Genomic DNA, 17,573 nt, shown 5'->3' with positions numbered 1-17,573 from the left:
TGGTGCAACGCTTCCGAACGACAAGAGGGCAGCTGTGACCGACGGGCACGATACCCACACCCAGGTCGAAGACGGAGAGGCCGGCCCCGAGAGCATCGCCGTCATCGGCATGTCGGGACGCTTCCCGGGAGCGGCGGACCTCGCCGAGTTCTGGGCCAACCTGCGGGACGGCGTGGAGTCGATCACCCCGCTCACCGACGCGGAGCTGGAGGCCGCCGACGTCCCACGTGAGCTGATCGACGATCCCCACTATGTCAAGGCGTCGGCGAAGTTCGAGGGCATGGACCGCTTCGACGCGGAGTTCTTCGGCTACACCGTCCGCGAGGCGAAGATCATGGACCCGCAGCACCGGCTGTTCCTGGAGACGGCATGGCAGGCCCTGGAGCACGCGGGCTACGACCCGGCCGGCCACGACGGGAGCGTCGGCGTCTTCGGTGGGGCGAGCAGCAGCGCCTACCTCGCCAATGTCCTCGGCAACATGGACGACGGGGAGGAGGTGCGCGGGGAGAACGTCGGACTGGGCAACGAGCTTGCCTTCCTGACCACCCGGGTCTCCTACAAGCTGGACCTGAAGGGCCCGAGCTTCCCCGTTCAGACGGCATGCTCCAGCTCGCTGGTCGCCCTGCACAACGCCTGCCAGAGCCTGCTCAACTACGAGTGCGACCTGGCGCTGTCCGGCGGCGTGTCCTACAAGGTCCCGGCCGACACCGGCTACTCCTACGTCGACGGCGGATTCCTCTCCCCGGACGGGCGGGTGCGCCCGTTCGACGCCGGGGCCCAGGGCACCGTGTTCGGCAACGGCGTGGGGATCGTGGTGCTCAAGCGCCTGGCCGACGCCCTCGCCGACGGCGACACCGTGCACGCAGTGATCCGGGGTTCCGCCGTCAACAACGACGGCTCGCTGAAAGCGAGTTTCACTGCGCCGAGCATTGGCGGACAGGCCGCTGTGATCAGCGAGGCGCTGGCCGCGGCCGACGTCGAGCCGGAGAGCATCGACTACGTCGAGGCGCACGGCAGCGGCACCCTGATCGGGGACTCCATCGAGGTTCAGGCACTGTCCCGGGCCTTCACCGGGGCGGTCGAGTGCGGTCTGGGGTCGGTCAAGGCGAACGTGGGCCACCTCGACGCGGCCGCCGGCATGGCCGGACTGCTCAAGACCGTGCTGGCACTGGGCCACGGCCAGCTGCCGCCGTCGCTGAACTACCGGACCCCCAATCCCGACATCGACTTCTCGGCCGGGCCGTTCCGGGTGTGCACGGAACTCGTCGACTGGCCCCGCTCGGAGCGGTTGCGACGCGCCGGGGTGAGCGCTTTTGGCTTCGGCGGAACCAACGCCCATGTCGTCCTCGAGGAGGCGCCGCTGCCAGCGGCCGGTTCGGACAGCCCCCGTGACTGTGAGCTGCTCACCCTTTCGGCCCGTTCCGAGCAGGCGCTGGAGCAGGCAACGCGGCGTCTGGCCGATTCCCTGCGCCGCGAGCGCCCGGCTCTGGCCGACGCCGCGTTCACCCTCGCCCGCGGACGCCGGTCCTTCCCCTTCCGCCGGACTGTGTGCGCGGCCGACATCGACTCGGCGGTGGCGGCGCTCGAGTCCGCGGATCCGGCCCGGGTCGCGACCGGGCATGCCCCCTCGACCCCGCCGGAGATCGCCTTTCTGTTCAGCGGCCAGGGGTCGCAGTACCCGGACATGGGCCGGGGCCTCTACGACACCGAGCCGGTCTTCCACTCCGTGGTGGACGAGTGCGCACGGCTGCTGGAGCCGGTGACCGGCAGGGACATCCGCGACGTGCTTTTCCCGAACGCCCCGGCCGACCGGGCCCTGCTGCGGCGCACCCGCTGGGCGCAGCCGGCGCTCTTCGTCGTCGAGTACGCGCTGGCCCGGCTGTGGCGGGCGTGGGGTGTGGAGCCCGCCCGGCTGCTCGGTCACAGCCTCGGCGAGTGGGTGGCCGCCACCGTGTCGGGGGTGTTCGGCCTGGAGGACGCTCTGCGGCTGGTGGCGCTGCGCGGCGAGCTGATGGAGCGCTGCAGCCCCGGGTCGATGCTCAGCGTCGTGGCGGATCGCGTCGAGGTCGAGCAGGCCCTGCTACCGGGTCTAAGCCTCGCGGCCCACAACGGCCCCCGCGAGTGCGTCGTCTCCGGCGCCACCGACCTGGTGGAGAAGTTCGCCGCGCTCGCCGACGAACGGGGGTGGCCGATTCGGCCGCTGGAGATCGAGCACGGGTTCCACTCCGAACTCATGGCGCCCGTGGTCGACGAGTTCGCGGCGGCTGTGGCCCGGAGCGCGCGATCGGAGCCGACGGTTCCTTTCGTCTCCAATGTCACCGGCGACTGGATCACGTCTGAACAGGCGCAGGACCCCGCCTACTGGGGCCGGCAGATCCGGGCCGCCGTGGAGTTCGCGGCCGGGGTGCAGCGGGTCGCCCAAACACCCGGGACTGTCCTGCTGGAGGTGGGCCCCGGGCAGGTTCTGGCGGGGCTGGCCCGCCGGACCCTGATGGACACGGACAACCCCCGTACGGTCACCGCGTCGCTTCCGCACCGCCGCGACCCGCGCGGCGACAGCGAAACGATCCGCCGCACCCTGGGCCAGCTCTGGCTGTGCGGTGTCCAGCCCGACTGGGCCGGGTACTACGCCGCCGAGCGACGGCGCAGGGTGCCACTGCCCACCTATCCCTTCCAGCGGGAGAGCTACTGGCTCGCTTCCGCGCCTGTCCGCCGCGTGCGCACCGAACCAGGTTCGCATCCGTTGCTCGACCGGATCGTGCTGCGCTCGCATGGCCAGACAGTGTTCGCCACCGAGTTCTCGCTCGACCGGCACTGGGTGCTAGCCGAGCACCGGATGCTCGGCGAGGCTATCGTCCCCGGAACCACCTACCTGGAGATGGCGCGGGCAGCGGCCGCAACCCACTTGGGCCAGGCGGTCACCGAACTCTCCGACGTTGACTTCCTCGTGCCGCTGCTAGTGACCCAGTCAGGTCCACGCACTGTGCATACGACCGTCCGCGATCTCGGTGACGGCCGGTCCGAGTTCGCCGTCGCGAGCCACGATCCGGGCCGGGATGTCTGGACCTTGCACGCCCAGGGCAGGGCCTCCGCGACCGCTGCCGAGCGGCCGCCGGTCCAGGACCTCGCAGAACTGCGTGCCGAGTGCGCGCTGCAGAAGGTCGACCTTGGTGTGGCGCAGGCCGAGCACCGGGTCATGGAGTTCGGCCGACGCTGGCGGGACAGCCTGCGGACGGTACGGGTGGGCGTCCGCAAGGCCGTCGGCGAGCTGACGCTCCCCAACGAGTACCGGGCCGAGTGCCAGGACCTCGTCCTGCATCCGGCCCTCCTAGACCTGGCCACCGGGTTCGGCGGATTCGCCGTCCTCGAATCGGAAGAGATGGTCCGCGCCCACCAGGACGACGGTGCGTTCTTCCTCCCGGTCGGCTACGACAGCCTGCGCATCCACGCCGCCCTGCCGCCGACCGGCCTCAGCCTCATCCGCCCGCATGCGGGGGAGCGACCGAGCGCGGAGGTCCGCAAGGTCGACGTCACGGTGTTCAACGACCGCGGCGAGACCGCAGTCGAGATCACCGGATTCACCGTCAAACGCGTTTCCGACCCGCAGCGGACGGTGGCGCATCTGCGCCCACACGCCCGCCACCAAGGACTGCGGTGGATTCCGGCGCCCCCCGCCACCGGTAAGCGCATGGGGTCCGACGGCCCCGTCTTGGTCATCGGTGAGCCGGGGAGCCTCGCCCCGGAGCTGTGCACACAGCTGCACTCCGCGGGCATGCCGGTGGTCGCCGCCGAACTCGCCGAGGAGTGGGGCGAATCGGCGGACGGCTCCTGGCGCGTCCCCCCCACGGCCCGTGGGTTCGATCGACTGCTCAGCTCCCTGGCTGACGGCCTCCCCACCCGGGTGGTCGTCGTCGCGGCTCCCGCCGACGGGGTCCAGGGCAGTGTGGCGGCGCTGGAGCACCGGCTCCGCCACGGCGCCGAGGGATTGCTGCACCTCTTCCAGGCCCTGGCCTCGCAGGACGCCGTGCCGGAGCACCTGTGCGTGGTGGCCCCGGAGGTGGCGCGGGTCACCGGGACCGAGCCGGCGACCGCTCCGGTGCATGCGACTCTGTTCGGCGTGGCCAAGGTGATCGGCCAGGAGAACGACGGCACCGCCGTGCTCTGCCTCGACGTCGACCGGAACGCCGACCCCGGCGTGGTGGCTGGCGAACTGCTCAGGCCACGGAGCACATCTCACATTGCGCTGCGGGGCGGGCAGCCGTTCGTCGCGGAGCTGGCGTCGGTCCATCTTCAGGAGCAGTCGCTGCGGACCGGGGAGCAGCCCGACGGCGTGTACCTGGTGACCGGCGGATTCGGCGGGCTCGGCCTGGCAGTCGCCCGGCATCTCAGCCGGACTGTTCCGGGCATCCGGCTGGCCCTGGTCGGCCGCCGCGGGCCTGGCCCACGAGAGCAGTGGGACGAGATCGCCGCGACGGACGGCCGACGCCGCGAACAGATCGCCGCAGTACGGGAACTGGAGGCCAACGGCGCCTTGGTGCGCTGCTACCAGGCCGACACCACCGACCTCACCGCGATGGAGCGCGTCGTGCGCGCCGTGCGCGCCGAGCTCGGCCCGATCGGATGCGTCCTGCACGCCGCCGGAATTGCTGGCGACGGCTTTCTGGTGCGCAAGGACCCGGAGACGTTCCGGCGTACCATGGCCCCCAAGGTGCTGGGGGCGACAGTCCTGGACTTGGCGACCGCGGACGAACCGCCGCGGCTGATGGTGAACTTCGGGTCGACCACTGCCGTCTTCGGGGTCGCCGGCCAAAGTGACTACACTGCGGCCAACAGCTTTCTCGACCATTTCGCCGAGGAGCGCAGTGCCAGGGGCCTGGCAACGGTCACCGTGGCGTGGACCGACTGGCTCGGCACGGGCATGGCGTTCGACCACGGTGTCCACCGCGACAAGGGCTTCTTCCGGTCGATCGAGATCGACGACGCAATCAGCAGCCTCGACGAGATCCTTGCTGCACCCTGTCCGCGTGTGATCGTCGGTGAGATCAACTACGGACTGCTCGCGGGCATGGCACCCGAAGTGACGGACCATCTGCTGAGCCGGGCCCCGCTGGTGCTCTCGGAAGCCGTGCGACGTCAGCTGGCCACCGAGCAGGCGGCGGCTGGCCGCCGTGCCCCGGCGGAGCTGGCTCCGGCGGTCGGCGAGGTCCGGTTGTTCGGGCACGACGACGGTGCGTACACCGAGACAGAGCGCCGCTTGGCGGCTATCTGGGCCAGGGAGCTCGGCCTCACCGAGCTGAACGTCAACGAAAGCTCGACCTCGCTCGGCGGCGACTCCCTGGTGGCGCTCCGGATCGCGCAGAGCATCCAGAAGACCATGCGGGTCAGGGTCTCGATGGTCGATCTCTTCAGGTACGTCACGGTCGCCGAGCTGGCGGCCCACATCGACCGGAAGACGGCCCGCGGCTGACCCAGTCGCGTTCGCTCCCTGTCCCCGTTCCCTCCGACTCGCAGAGACAAGAGACTCATGGACACTCGCACTGTAGGTGTCATCGGCGCCGGCACGATCGGCCGCGGCGTGGCACAGTCCTTCGCACAGTCCGGCTTCGACGTCGTGCTCGTTGACATCTCGCAGCGGCAGCTCGACTCCGCTGTGGCCCAGGTGAAGGACGACCTCCGGCTCCAGGAGCTGTTCCGCCCCGGGCACCTGAAGGAGGAGCCGGAGGCCGTCCTTGACCGGATCATCACGGCGACCGACTTGGCCGAGCTCGCCCGAGCGGACTTCGTGGTCGAGAACGTCACCGAGAACTGGGACGTCAAGCGCGGCGTCTACGAGAGCATCGACCGGATCTGCGCGCCCGGGGTGGTCTTCGGTGTCAACACCTCGGCGGTCCCGGTCACCCGGGTCGGCTCGGTCACCGGGCGTCCGCAGGACGTCCTGGGGCTGCACTTCATGAACCCGGTGCCGCTGATGGACACGGTCGAGGTCGTCCAGGGGTACCACACCAGTCAGCAGACCTTGGACTCCTCGCTGGCCCTGCTCAAGTCGCTCGGCAAGGAAGGGATCGTCGTCCAGGACGCGCCGGGCTTCGTGACCAACCGCGTTCTGATGCTGACGATCAACGAGGCGGTCTTCTGCGTCCAGGACCAGGTCGCCACGGCCGACCAGGTCGACCGTATGTTCAAGGGCTGCTTCGGGCACCGGATGGGGCCGCTGGAGACTGGTGACCTCATCGGCCTCGACACGATCCTGAACTCGCTCACCGTCATGTACGAGAGCTTCAAGGACAGCAAGTATCGGCCCGCCCCGCTGCTCCAGAAGATGGTCGACGCCGGGCAGCTCGGCCGTAAGAGCGGGCACGGCTTCTACGCGTACTAGAACACCCCTTCCGACTCCCACCCAAGGAGAAGCAATGACCCAGGACGATGTCCGCACCCGGATCCGCGAGTTCCTGGCCCCGCACCTCAACGGTCACCCGCTGGACGACGCAGATGACATCTTCGCGCTGGGATACGTGAACTCCCTGTTCGCGATGCAGTTGGTGCTCTTCCTCGAGAAGAGCTTCGGGATCGCCCTCAAGCCCGAACAGATGGACTTCGACAACTTCCGCACGGTGGACGGGCTCGTCCGCCTCGTGATGTCGAGCGTCGCGCTGTCCGCATGAACGGGGCCGGGGTCGTGGGCCGCAGGGGGACACGGCCCCGGTCAGCAGTGGTGGGTGAGAGAGAAAGGCTCGTGACATGACGGCACGGACGCGTGATGACAACCGGTCGGCCGGCTTGCCGGAACCCGGTGTCGTCGAGCTCCTGCTGGAGCTCAGGAAGGCCGACGTGAGGGTGTGGACGTCCAGTGGGCGGCTCCACTGCCAAGCGGCCTCGGGAGAGGTGGACGCCGCTCTGCGCGAGCGCCTCGACCGGGACGCGGACCTGGTTGTGGCCTACCTGGAGGACATGGACGCGGTCGAATCCTCCACTCACTACCTGACCATGCGGGACGGGGTCCGCATCGCGATCGACGTCTTCCGTCCTAAGCGCGACGGGGAGGTGGTCGGGACCCCGCTGCCGGCCCTGTGGTGCCACGACCGCTATCACCGGTCAGACATCGTCGACGGGATCCCGCGCACCAAGCTGGACACCCGGCCGTGGCTGCGCGAGGTCTTGAAGCAGGGTTACGTGATCGCCGCAGCCGACTCGCGCGGCAGCGGAGCATCCACCGGCTCGCGGGGCCAGGAGTTCAGCCCTGAGGAGACTCGGGACGCCTACGAGATCACGGAGTGGCTGGCGGCGCAGGACTGGTGCAGCGGCAGTGTCGGCATGTTCGGCGAGTCCTACCTCGGAATCACCCAGTTCCTCGCCGCCGGGGTGGCCCCGCCCAGCCTGAAGGCCGTCTTCCCCCAGGTTGCGCTATTCGACCTGTACTCCTTCCTCTACCCGGGCGGAGTGCTGCGGCACGACTTCATCCGCAGCTGGGGCACCAAAGTGCGGGTTCTCGACACCCAGTTGGAGGCCGCTCCGGTCGAGGACGACGACGCGGTGCGCGAGGCGGTTGCCGGTCACCAGGACAACGCCGACGTGTTTGCCAGGGCGCTCTCCCTGCCGTTCCGCGACAGCCGCGGACCGGGGGACGACGGATTGCCCTACGAACGGCAGAGCCCCTCTTCCTCGGTCGAGGGCGTACGCAACTCTCCGGTCGCCATCTACCAGTTGGCCGGCTGGCACGACATCTGGGTCCGCGACGCGTTCCTGTGGCACGCCAACCTGGGCGGGCCGCGCAAGCTGATCGTCGGCGACTGGTCACATGACGGCCGCGAGGGCGCCGACCTGGCCGGGGAGCACCTGCGCTGGTTCGACTACTGGCTCAAGGGGATCGACACCGGTGTCATGGACGAGCCGCCGATCCGCTACTACCGGCGGTCCGCTCCCCCAGGCGAGCAGTGGCGCACCACTGATCAGTGGCCGCCGCCTGAGGTGCGGACCGAGCGCATGTACTTCGGCGCCGGCGACGCCGAGCCGCAAGCCTCCGTCAACGACGGTTCGCTCACCGCCGACACTCCCTCCCGGCTGGGCGGAGTGGACGAGTTCGTGGTCGACTACACAGCCTCCTCGGGAGACGCGACCCGTTGGACGAACGGCTACGGCGGCCCCTTCGGCTACGGTCCGCTGACCGCGAACGACGCCAACGCCCTGACCTACACGACCCCGCCGCTGAAGCAGGCCCTGGAGGTGACCGGGCATCCGATCGCCCGGCTCTGGGTCACCTCCACGTACCCGGACGGCGATTTCTTCATCTACCTCCAGGACGTCGATCCGGACGGGGAGTCGCACTACGTGACCGAAGGGGTACTCCGGGCCTCCCACCGCGCACTGGGCACCGCGCCGTACGAGAATCTCGGCCTGCCCTACTTCCCGAGCACCGAGGACGGCTGCCGCGAGCTGCCGGAGGAGCCCGTGGCCCTCACCGTGGACCTGCACCCGATCTGCCACGTCTTCAACCCGGGACATCGTCTGCGCGTCACCGTGACCGGCTGCGATCGCGACAACGCCCAGACCCCGGTGCACTACCCGCCTCCCGTCGTACAGATCCACCGGCGCGGCCCGCACGCGTCCTATGTGGACCTCCCCGTCTTTCCCACCGGCCAGGAGTGAGCAAGATGACATCCGTGTACCAGCAGGACGGCCAGCTCCCGGCCGCCGTTCCCGGGCCTGTCCGCACCCGGGTGGACCTGCACACGACCTTGCCCGGTGAACTCGCCGAGGAGGTCGGGCGCCGCCTGCTGTTCGTCTCCGCCGAGATCAGCGGATTCCAGCTGATCGTCGAGAACGGCGCGGTGGTCGGCGCGGTCCTGGAGTCCGACGCCCCGCTGGACCGGGCCTCGCTGGCGGAGAAGATCAACCGCGTGGTGGACGGCGACGTCCGAGACCAGCTGACGACCCTGCCGAAGGTGGTGTGGACCTCCCCGCACGAGCACACCGCCGAGGAGGGGACCTTCGAGCTGCTGCACCGTTCCGGGATAGTCGGGGCCGCCCAGGACGGACTGGTCACACTCGGCGAACCCCTGCTTTCCCTGCTGGACCACCTTGACAACGCCATCAAGGGCCTGCTCCGCCAGGACTTCGCTCCCGTCGAGTACCGCTACCCCACGCTGATCAGCACCCGGGCCATGGAGACGACCGGCTACCCCGCCTCGTTCCCGCACCACTTGATGTTCGTCACCCGCCTGCACAACGACATCGACGTATACCAGGAGTTCCAGCGGTCCCACGGGGAGCGGGGCCTGGACTCCACGGTGCTGGACTCGTGCCGCAACGTCGACTACTGCCTGCCGCCGACCATGTGCTACCACACCTTCGACCAGTACCGGGACCGCACGCTGCCCGCCGAGGGTCTGCACGTCGTCACGGCCAAGGGCAAGGCGTTCCGCTTCGAGGCCGGGTACGCCACAAGCCTCGAACGGCTGTGGGACTTCACCATCCGCGAGATCGTCTTCATGGGCGAGCGCGAGGAGGTGCTGGCCGCCCGCCGACTCTTCATGCAGCGCACCTTCGCCTTCATCGAGGACCTCGGACTCGTCGGCTTCTGCGAGGTGGGCAACGACCCGTTCTTCGGCGGGCCGGACACCTCCGCCCGGATCTGGTCGCAGAAGCTCATGGAGCTCAAGTACGAGCTGCGGCTTCCGGTCGCTCCGGAGCGGACCGTCGCGGCCGCCTCCTTCAACTTCCACGACGACCTGTTCGGCGAGAAGTTCGGCATCGGCTACGGCCCGGACGCCACCGTGCGCAGCGCCTGCGTGGGGTTCGGCCTGGAACGGCTGGCCTACGCCTTCCTGTGCCGACACGGGCTCGACGTCGACGCGTGGCCCGCCTCCGTACGGGCCGGCGTCCAGGCGCTGAGCGGGTTCTGAAATGTCCGGCACCCAGCACGCACACCTTCCGCTGTCGAAGGCACAGCTCGGCATGTGGCTCGCCGAACAAGCCGACCCGAGCGGGAGCCGTCATCAGATAGCCGAGTACTTCGACATCGCCGGCGCGCTGGACACCGCGGCCTTCGTCCGCGCGGTGTCGCAGGCCCTGTTCGAAGCGGAGACCCTGCGCATCCGGGTGGCCGACTCGCCCGACGGGCCCTGCCAGTTCCTCGTCCCGGTCCCGGACGCGCCGGTCGCCCTCCTCGACCTGAGCGCAAAGGACGACCCGGAGGCCGCCGCGCTCAGCTGGATGCACGAGGAGGTGAACCGCCCGATCGACGTCACCGCCGAGCCGGTGTTCACCATCGCGCTGCTGACCCTGTCCGTGCGGCGCACGCTGTGGTTCCAGCGCGCCCACCACCTGGCCGTCGACGGCTACGGCGCGGCGCTGTTCACAGAGCGGGTTGCCGCCCTGTACTCGGAGGCCGTCGGCGGGACGGCAGCCTCGCGCTCCCCCTTCGCACCGCTGGCCGCACTACTCGCAGAGGAGGCGGAGTATCCGGGCTCGCCGGACTTCGTCCGGGACCGGGACCACTGGCTGAGGACGATGGCGGACCGTCCGGTGCCCGCCTCGCTGTCGAACCGTCCATGGCGCAGGTGCACCGCGGCGACCCGCCGCTCCGTGCGGCTCTCGACCGACCAAGCCGCACTGCTGCGTGCGGCGTTCGGCCGCTCGGTCGCCCCCGCAGCGGTCGCCGTCACCGCTGCACTGCTCCACCGCGCCACCGGCGTGGAGGACATGGTGCTGTCCCTGCCGGTCGCCGCACGCCGCGGCCGGACGGCCCGGGTCACCCCGAGCATGTCCTCGAACGTCGTACCGCTGCGGCTGGGCATTCAGGGCTCGACCACCTTCGCCGGCCTCACCAACCGGGCGACCGCGGCGATCAAGCAGGCGCTGGCCCACCAGCGGTACCGTGCCGAGGACCTGCACCGCGACCTCGGCTACCGCAGGAGCGAGCGGGGACTCGCCGCGACCTCTGTCAACGTGATGACGTTTCCGCACGAGTTCGCCATCGGCGGGCTGCCCGTCACAGCGCACAACCTGTCGAACGGCCCGGTGCCCGACCTGGCCGTCGGGCTCTGCCGTCGGCCAGGTGCGGGCCTGACCGTCGACTTGGACGCTGGCGTCGAACTGCACCGCCCCGAGGAGGCAGACCGGTACCTCGACACCCTGGTCGGGCTACTGACGGACGCGGCCCGGGATCCGCACCGCCGCATCACGGATGCCAAGGGGCTGGGGGCCGTGCCACCGCCGACTGGCGCGGCGGCGCCTTCGGCGCAGGCCGTGGCCCGGCCGGCGGTGCGGCCCGCCGGGGCGACCGAGGCCGCCGAGGCCCGGGGGGACACCGAAGCCGCCGAGCGCTTCCTGGTCGGGCTCTTCGGGGACGTCCTCGGCTTGGACGACTGCGACAGCGGCGAAAGCTTCTTCGAGCTCGGCGGCGACAGCGTGATAGCGATCCAGCTCGTCGCCCGGGCGCGCGAGGCCGGCTGGGCACTGACCCTGAAGCAGGTGTTCGCGAACGAGACCGCGCAGGCTCTGGCCAGGGTGGTCGAACGGGTGCCGGGGCACGGCGGGACCGCTCTTCCCGAACATCACGACCGCTTCACCGGCACCGTGCCCGCCACCCCGATGACGGCCTGGCTCGGCGAGCTCTCCGGTCAGGTGGACGCCTATCACCAGTCGGTGGTGCTGCGTTCGCCCAGGGAGTTGACCGAGGACGGGCTGCGGGCCGTCCTGCAGGCCCTGCTCGATCACCACGACCTGCTGCGCGCCCGGCTGGTGGACCCGGGCTGCTCGCTCGTGGTCGACCCGCCGAGCCCCGGTGCGGCGGCCGCACTCGTCGAGCGGGTGGACGCGGCCGGGTACGGCGAGGACGAGCTCGCCGCGGCGGCCGCCGCCCGCGTACCGGCGGCCGCCGCCCGGCTGCAGCCCCGGGAGGGCGTGATGCTCCAGGTCTGCTGGTTCGACCGCGGGCCGGGCGCGGCGGGAGCGCTGCTGCTGGTCGTCCACCACCTCGCGGTGGATGCCGTGTCCTGGCGGGTGCTGCTGCGCGACCTCGCGGCAGGCTGGTCCGCCTACCGGGAGCACCGGCCAGTGGTCCTCGCTCCGGTCCCCACCTCCTTCGGTGCCTGGGCGGCACGGCTGCACGCCGACGCTCGGACACCCGGGCGGATCGCCGAACTGCCCTACTGGCAAGACGTCCTGAGCGGTGACGGCCCGCTGCTCGGGAACCGCCCGCTGGACCCCGCGATCGACACCGTCGGCTCCAGCGTCCGCCTGACCGTCCGCCTCGATCCGGTCGTCACCGCGCCGCTGGTCACCGACGCGCCGGCCGCGTTCCACGGCTCGGTCCCCGACGTTGTGCTCGGCGCGCTGGCCGTTGCCGTCGCCCGCCGCCGAGCGGAGCGCGGGCGGCCGTCAGGCGCCGGCATCCTGGTCGACGTCGAGGGCCATGGCCGGGGGGCCCGACTGCCCGGCGCCGACCCCAGCCGCACTGTCGGCTGGTTCACCACCATTCACCCCGTCCGTCTGGAGCCCGGTGCCGTGGACCAGGCGGACGCCCACGCGCGGCGGAGGGCTGCGGGTGCGGCCGTGGCCCGGGTCAAGGAGCAGCTGCGCTCGGCACCCGAGGACGGCTTCGGCTTCGGCCTGCTGCGGTACCTGAACAGCGGCACCGCCGAACAGCTCCGGCGGCTGCCCAGGGCGCAGATCCTGTTCAACTACCTGGGTCGGGTGACCGAGTCCGGTTCCGCCGACTGGGCGCCGCTGCCGGGCGTGGAGGTGCTACGCGACGGCCGTGGCGCTGCCATGCCGGCCAGTCACGCGCTGACTCTGGACGTCCTGGTCGTCGAGGAGGACGGCAAGCCGCAGTTGCACGCCCTGTGGAGCGCGCCCGCCGGGTGCGTGGACCGGGGCGAGCTGCAGGAACTGTCCCACCGGTGGTGCGAGGCCCTGACCGACATCGCCGACCACGTCGCCACCATGCGGACAAGCGTCCACACACCCTCCGACTTCTTCCTCAGAGGACTGAGTCAGGCGGAGATCGAAGAACTGGAGTCCGAGCTGGAGGGGTGGCGGTAGTCGTCATGCGTTCGTCCACACTGGAGCAGGTCTACCCGCTCACTCCGCTGCAGTCGGGGCTCTACTTTCACGCCCGGGTGGCCGGCAAGGCCGCGGACGTCTACACCGCGCAGCTCACGCTGGACCTGTCCGGCCCATTGGACGCCGTCCTGCTCAGGCGGGCCTGCGAGGTTGTCGTGCAGCGGCATCAGGCGCTGCGGGCCGGATTCCGCGGCCGAGCCGACGGCGATCCGATCCAGTTCGTCGTGCGCGGTGCCACTGCACCGTGGGCAGAGGAGAACCTCTGCGGTCTCGGGGCGGACGACCGCACCGCTCGCCGGAAGCAGTTGCTCGCCGCCGAGCGGACGAGGCCGTTCGACCTCGACCGCCCGCCCCTGCTGCGCTTCCTGCTAATCCGCACCGGTGCGACAGCCCACACGCTCGTCCTGACCAACCACCACCTCGTGCTCGACGGCTGGTCGTACCCCCTGCTCGTGCAGGAAGTTTTCCAAGCCTATGCCCGAGGGGCGGCCCCCGAAGCGCTGCCGTCGGCCGCCTCCTACCTGGCGTACCACCAGTGGCTGGCTGCCCAGGACACCGGGGCCGCGCAGGCGGCCTGGCAGACGGCGCTCCACGGCGTTGAACCGTGCTTGGTGGCACCCGCGCTGGCGGGCACCGCGGCGCCGGAGCGACCCGAGGTCGTCACCGTGCGGATTCCGCCCGGCCCGACAGCCGCGCTGAACGAGCTCGCACGAAGCTGTCAGGTCACGCTGAACGTGGTGCTGCAGGGCATCTGGGCGCTGCTCCTGGCCCGCTTCACCGGCAGCCAGGACGTCGTCCTGGGGACCGTTGTCTCCGGACGCCCGCCCGAGCTTCCCGGGACGGAGTCTCTGGTGGGCCTGCTGACCAACACGGTCCCGCTCCCGGTGCGGCTCCGGCCGGACGAGCCGCTGCGGGACTACTTCACGCGCCTGCACCAGGACCAGGCCGAGCTGCTGCCCCACCATCACGTCGATCTGGCGGGCCTGCAGCGGGCGCTGGCGCTGCCAGCCCTGTTCGACACCGTGCTCGCCTTCGAGAACTACCCGGTGAACGCAGCCGTGGGCGACGAACTGGCCCCAGGCGTACAGCTGGTGGGTGCGGACATCCAGGACGCGACGCACTACCCGCTGAGCCTCACTGCGGTGCCCGGCCCGAGCTTGGAGCTGCGGCTCGCCCACCGGCCGGGCTTCCTGTCCGGGAGCGAGGCGGACGCCTGGGCCGGACGGCTGGTCCGGCTGGCGACCGCGGTCGCCGAGGGCACCGCCCGCACCGTGGCCGAGGCCGACGGACTATCGGCCGCGGAGCGCGCCCAACTCGTCCACGGCTGGAACGGAGAAGTCCACCCAGTGCCGCCGGGCACCCTGGCCGAAGCCTTCGAGCGGCAGGCAGCACGGACTCCGGACGCGGTGGCGCTGTCCTTCGGAACTCAGCAGGTCACCTACGGCGAGCTCAACGCCCGGGCCAACCGGCTCGCCCGTCGGCTGGTCGAGGCGGGCGCCGATGCGGGCCGCCGCGTCGCGCTGCTGCTGACCCGGTCGGTCGACATGGTCGTCGCCCTGCTCGCGGTCCTGAAGAGCGGGGCCGCCTACGTCCCGATGGACCCGGGCCTGCCGCCCGAGCGCATCCGCTTCATGATGAAGGACGCCGCGCCGACCGTGGTCATCGCTACCGAGGGTACCGACCGGGACTCGTGGGGCGGCGCGGAAGCCATCCTGGCCGTCCCGGGTGTCCCGGACGGCTTCGCGGCAGCGGTCGCCGACCACTCCGGGGACGATCTCACCGACGGTGACCGCCGCACCCGTCCGGACACGGGTGACCCCGCGTCGGTCATCTACACCTCCGGGTCGACAGGCCGACCGAAAGGCGTGGTGGCGAGTCACCGTGCCGTTCTCAACCGGATTGCCTGGTACACCGCCGAGTTCCCCTTCCAGCCGGACGAGACGATGGTGGCGAAGACGACGCTGAGCTTCGTCGACGGCTCCATGGAGCTGCTGAGCGCCCTGATCGGCGGCGCGCACCTGGCCCTCGCCGACGACGCGACGGCACGCAGCGCGAGCGCCCTGGTCGACCTGATCGGACGGCTTGGTGAGAGCCGGATCACTGTGGTACCCAGTCTGCTGAGGGCCATCCTGGACGACGCCGGGTCCCGGAACGCGGACCTGACGTCCTGCCGGCTGTGGGTGTCTAGCGGCGAGGCTCTGCCGGCAGACCTGGTGCGCCGCTTCACGGCACTGCTCCCCGGTTCCCGGCTGGCCAACTTCTACGGTGCCTCAGAGGCCTGCGCGGACAGCTTGTTCGCCGTCTGCGACGAGCAGGCCGACGTCGTGCTGGGCCGCCCGATCTGGAACACCCGGGCCTACATCCTGGACTCCTGGCTGCGCCCGGTGCCCACGGGCGTGCTGGGCGAGTTGTTCCTGGCCGGGGCCGGCCTGGCCGAGGGCTACCTGAATCAGCCCCAGCTGACGGCCGACCGCTTCCTGCAATGCCCCTTCGGCCCTGCGGGCGAGCGCATGTACCGGACCGGTGACATGGTCCGCCGCCGCGCGGACGGCTGCCTGGAGTACCACGGGCGCGCTGATCGGCAGGTGAAGATCCGCGGGGTGCGGGTCGAGCCAGCTGAGGTCGAGGCGGTGCTCACCGCGCATCCGTCGGTCGACCGGGCCGTGGTGGTCGACCAGCCCGATCGGCACGGCGAACGGCGGCTCGTCGCGTTCGTCACACCCACCGGCTCCGGAGGGGCGCCGATCCCGGCAAAGCTGCGTGACGCGGTGCGCCGGCGGCTGCCTGAGCACATGGTTCCCGCTCTTGTGCTCTCCGTGGACACGATCCCGATGAACTCCAGCGGCAAGATCGACCTCCTTGCCCTGCCGACTGCGGACTTCGGCGCACTCTCACGCGGTCGTGCTCCGCGCGGCCGCACCGAGGAGGTGCTGTGTCGCGCGTTCGCCCACGTGTTGGGCCTGGAGCAGGTCACGGCGGAGGACTCGTTCTTCGACCTGGGCGGACACTCGCTGCTCGCGACGCGGCTCGTCAGTCGGATCCGCGCCGACCTCGGGGCGGAGGTAGAGCTGCGGACGGTGTTCGAGGCTCCGACCGTCGCCCAGCTCGCCCGGCGGCTGGAGTCCGCCTCCGCTCTTGTCCGGCCCGAGTTGCGTCCCGACCCCCGCCCGGACGTGATTCCGCTCAGCCCCGTCCAGCAGCGGCTGTGGTTCCTCAACAGGCTCCATGGTCCTCGCGGCGGCGATGCCCTTTCGGCCGCGATCCGGCTGGACGGCGACCTGGACGTCGGCGCGCTGGAGCTGGCCCTGAACGATGTGACAGCCAGGCACGAGAGCCTGCGCACGGTGTACCCGGATTGGGACGGCACCCCGCAGCAGATCGTCCTCGACCCCGAGGAGTGCGCGGTCGACCTCCCAGTGACCGCCGTCACCGGACCGGAGCTGTCCGACCAGCTGGCGTCGGCCGCACGCCGACCGTTCGACCTCACCCTCGACACGCCACTGTTCGCCCGGCTGTTCCGGCTCGCCGAGCAGCGGCACGTGCTGCTGCTCACGGTCCACCACATCGCATGCGACGGATGGTCGTGGGAGCCGCTGGCCCGCGATATGGCGGCTGCCTACGCCGCGCGCCGCGCGGGAGGCGAGCCGACCGAGCCCGCCCCGGCGGTGCAGTACGCCGACTACACGCTCTGGCACAGACGGCTGCTCGGCGACCCGGCTGACCCGGACAGCGAGATCAGCCGTCAGACCCGGTTCTGGCAGCGCGAGCTGGCCGACCTGCCAGAGCAGTGGCCGCCCGGAGGGCTTGGCCCGGCAGGCCGAGCCGAGTCTTCCGGCGCCACCGTACGGCTCCGGCTCAGCGCCGCCGTCCAGCACGCCCTGCACGACCTGGCGCGGAAGACCGGCGTCAGCCTGTTCATGGTGTTCCATGCCGCCCTGCTGGCGGTCCTCACCGACCGCCGGGACGGTACCGACCTGGCCATCGGCACGCCTGTGGCGGGCCGGACCGACCAGGCACTGGACGGCCTGGTCGGATTCTTCGTCAACACGCTGGTCCTACGGACCGACACCGCGGGCGACCCCACCTTCGGCGAGCTCCTCACTAGGGTTTATGCGACCGACACGGCGGCGTACGCCCACCAGGACGTGCCGTTCGACCACCTGGTCCAGGCGCTCAACCCGCCGCGTTCCGCAGGGCGGGTCCCTTTCTTCCAGGTAATGCTCGCCTTCCAGAACAACCACGCCCCGGCGCTCGGTCTGCCCGGACTCACGGTCGGCCTCGAAAGCGTCCCGGACGACACCGCGCGCTTCCCCCTCCGCTTCGAGGTCGTGGACCGGACTCGGGACGCGCATGGTCCGGACAGGGTGGACATCAATCTGACCTACGCGGCCGACCTCTTCACCGCCGATGCCGCACGGGAACTCCTCGACGGGTACAGGAGAACGCTCGAAGCGGCCGCGATGAATCCAGAACTGAGACTGAGTGAGGTGACCGAGGGTGCAGCCATCTAG

General features: G+C 70.7%; 7 protein-coding genes. All 7 read left to right on the top strand.

The features are described from left to right. Nucleotides 1-34 precede the first annotated feature (34 nt). The 7 genes from ACZ4V6_RS31880 (at nucleotide 35) to ACZ4V6_RS31850 (ending at nucleotide 17,573) form a co-directional block, all read left to right on the top strand. Nucleotides 35-5,467 carry an SDR family NAD(P)-dependent oxidoreductase gene (locus tag ACZ4V6_RS31880; protein ID WP_467834104.1) on the top strand — a complete coding sequence of 1,811 codons (5,433 nt, stop codon included), beginning with the start codon at nucleotides 35-37 and terminating at the stop codon, nucleotides 5,465-5,467. A gap of 57 nt (nucleotides 5,468-5,524) precedes the next feature. Then, complete coding sequence (locus tag ACZ4V6_RS31875) at nucleotides 5,525-6,376, top strand: 3-hydroxyacyl-CoA dehydrogenase family protein (RefSeq protein ID WP_467834102.1); 852 nt, start codon at nucleotides 5,525-5,527, stop codon at nucleotides 6,374-6,376. Between the two features lie 34 nt (nucleotides 6,377-6,410). Then, entirely contained in the window at nucleotides 6,411-6,662 is a 252-nt protein-coding gene (locus tag ACZ4V6_RS31870) for an acyl carrier protein (RefSeq protein WP_467834100.1), read from the top strand. Between the two features lie 76 nt (nucleotides 6,663-6,738). Then, nucleotides 6,739-8,643 (top strand): CocE/NonD family hydrolase, encoded by a 1,905-nt coding sequence (locus ACZ4V6_RS31865; protein WP_467834099.1) that lies wholly within the window; start codon nucleotides 6,739-6,741, stop codon nucleotides 8,641-8,643. Between the two features lie 5 nt (nucleotides 8,644-8,648). Further along, the gene (locus tag ACZ4V6_RS31860; protein ID WP_467834097.1) at nucleotides 8,649-9,899 is read left to right on the top strand and encodes a class-II aminoacyl-tRNA synthetase family protein; all 1,251 of its coding nucleotides are present in this window, start codon (nucleotides 8,649-8,651) and stop codon (nucleotides 9,897-9,899) included. A gap of 1 nt (nucleotide 9,900) precedes the next feature. Beyond that, nucleotides 9,901-13,041, top strand: a complete 3,141-nt coding sequence (locus ACZ4V6_RS31855; RefSeq protein WP_467834095.1) for a condensation domain-containing protein — start codon at nucleotides 9,901-9,903, stop codon at nucleotides 13,039-13,041. A 5-nt stretch (nucleotides 13,042-13,046) separates the two neighbouring features. Beyond that, nucleotides 13,047-17,573: an amino acid adenylation domain-containing protein gene (locus ACZ4V6_RS31850; RefSeq protein ID WP_467834093.1), complete on the top strand. Its 4,527-nt coding sequence runs from the start codon at nucleotides 13,047-13,049 to the stop codon at nucleotides 17,571-17,573.

The organism is Streptomyces sp. NPDC029152, assembly GCF_055564355.1.
This window is presented reverse-complemented; position numbering and strand designations above follow the sequence as displayed.

What these genes read in the sequence shown, in the direction of transcription:
- ACZ4V6_RS31860 (WP_467834097.1), top strand. Translation starts at nt 8,649, where the DNA reads ATGACATCCGTGTACCAGCAGGACGGCCAGCTCCCGGCCGCCGTTCCC.
- ACZ4V6_RS31855 (WP_467834095.1), top strand. Translation starts at nt 9,901, where the DNA reads ATGTCCGGCACCCAGCACGCACACCTTCCGCTGTCGAAGGCACAGCTC.
- ACZ4V6_RS31865 (WP_467834099.1), top strand. Translation starts at nt 6,739, where the DNA reads ATGACGGCACGGACGCGTGATGACAACCGGTCGGCCGGCTTGCCGGAA.
- ACZ4V6_RS31870 (WP_467834100.1), top strand. Translation starts at nt 6,411, where the DNA reads ATGACCCAGGACGATGTCCGCACCCGGATCCGCGAGTTCCTGGCCCCG.
- ACZ4V6_RS31875 (WP_467834102.1), top strand. Translation starts at nt 5,525, where the DNA reads ATGGACACTCGCACTGTAGGTGTCATCGGCGCCGGCACGATCGGCCGC.
- ACZ4V6_RS31850 (WP_467834093.1), top strand. Translation starts at nt 13,047, where the DNA reads ATGCGTTCGTCCACACTGGAGCAGGTCTACCCGCTCACTCCGCTGCAG.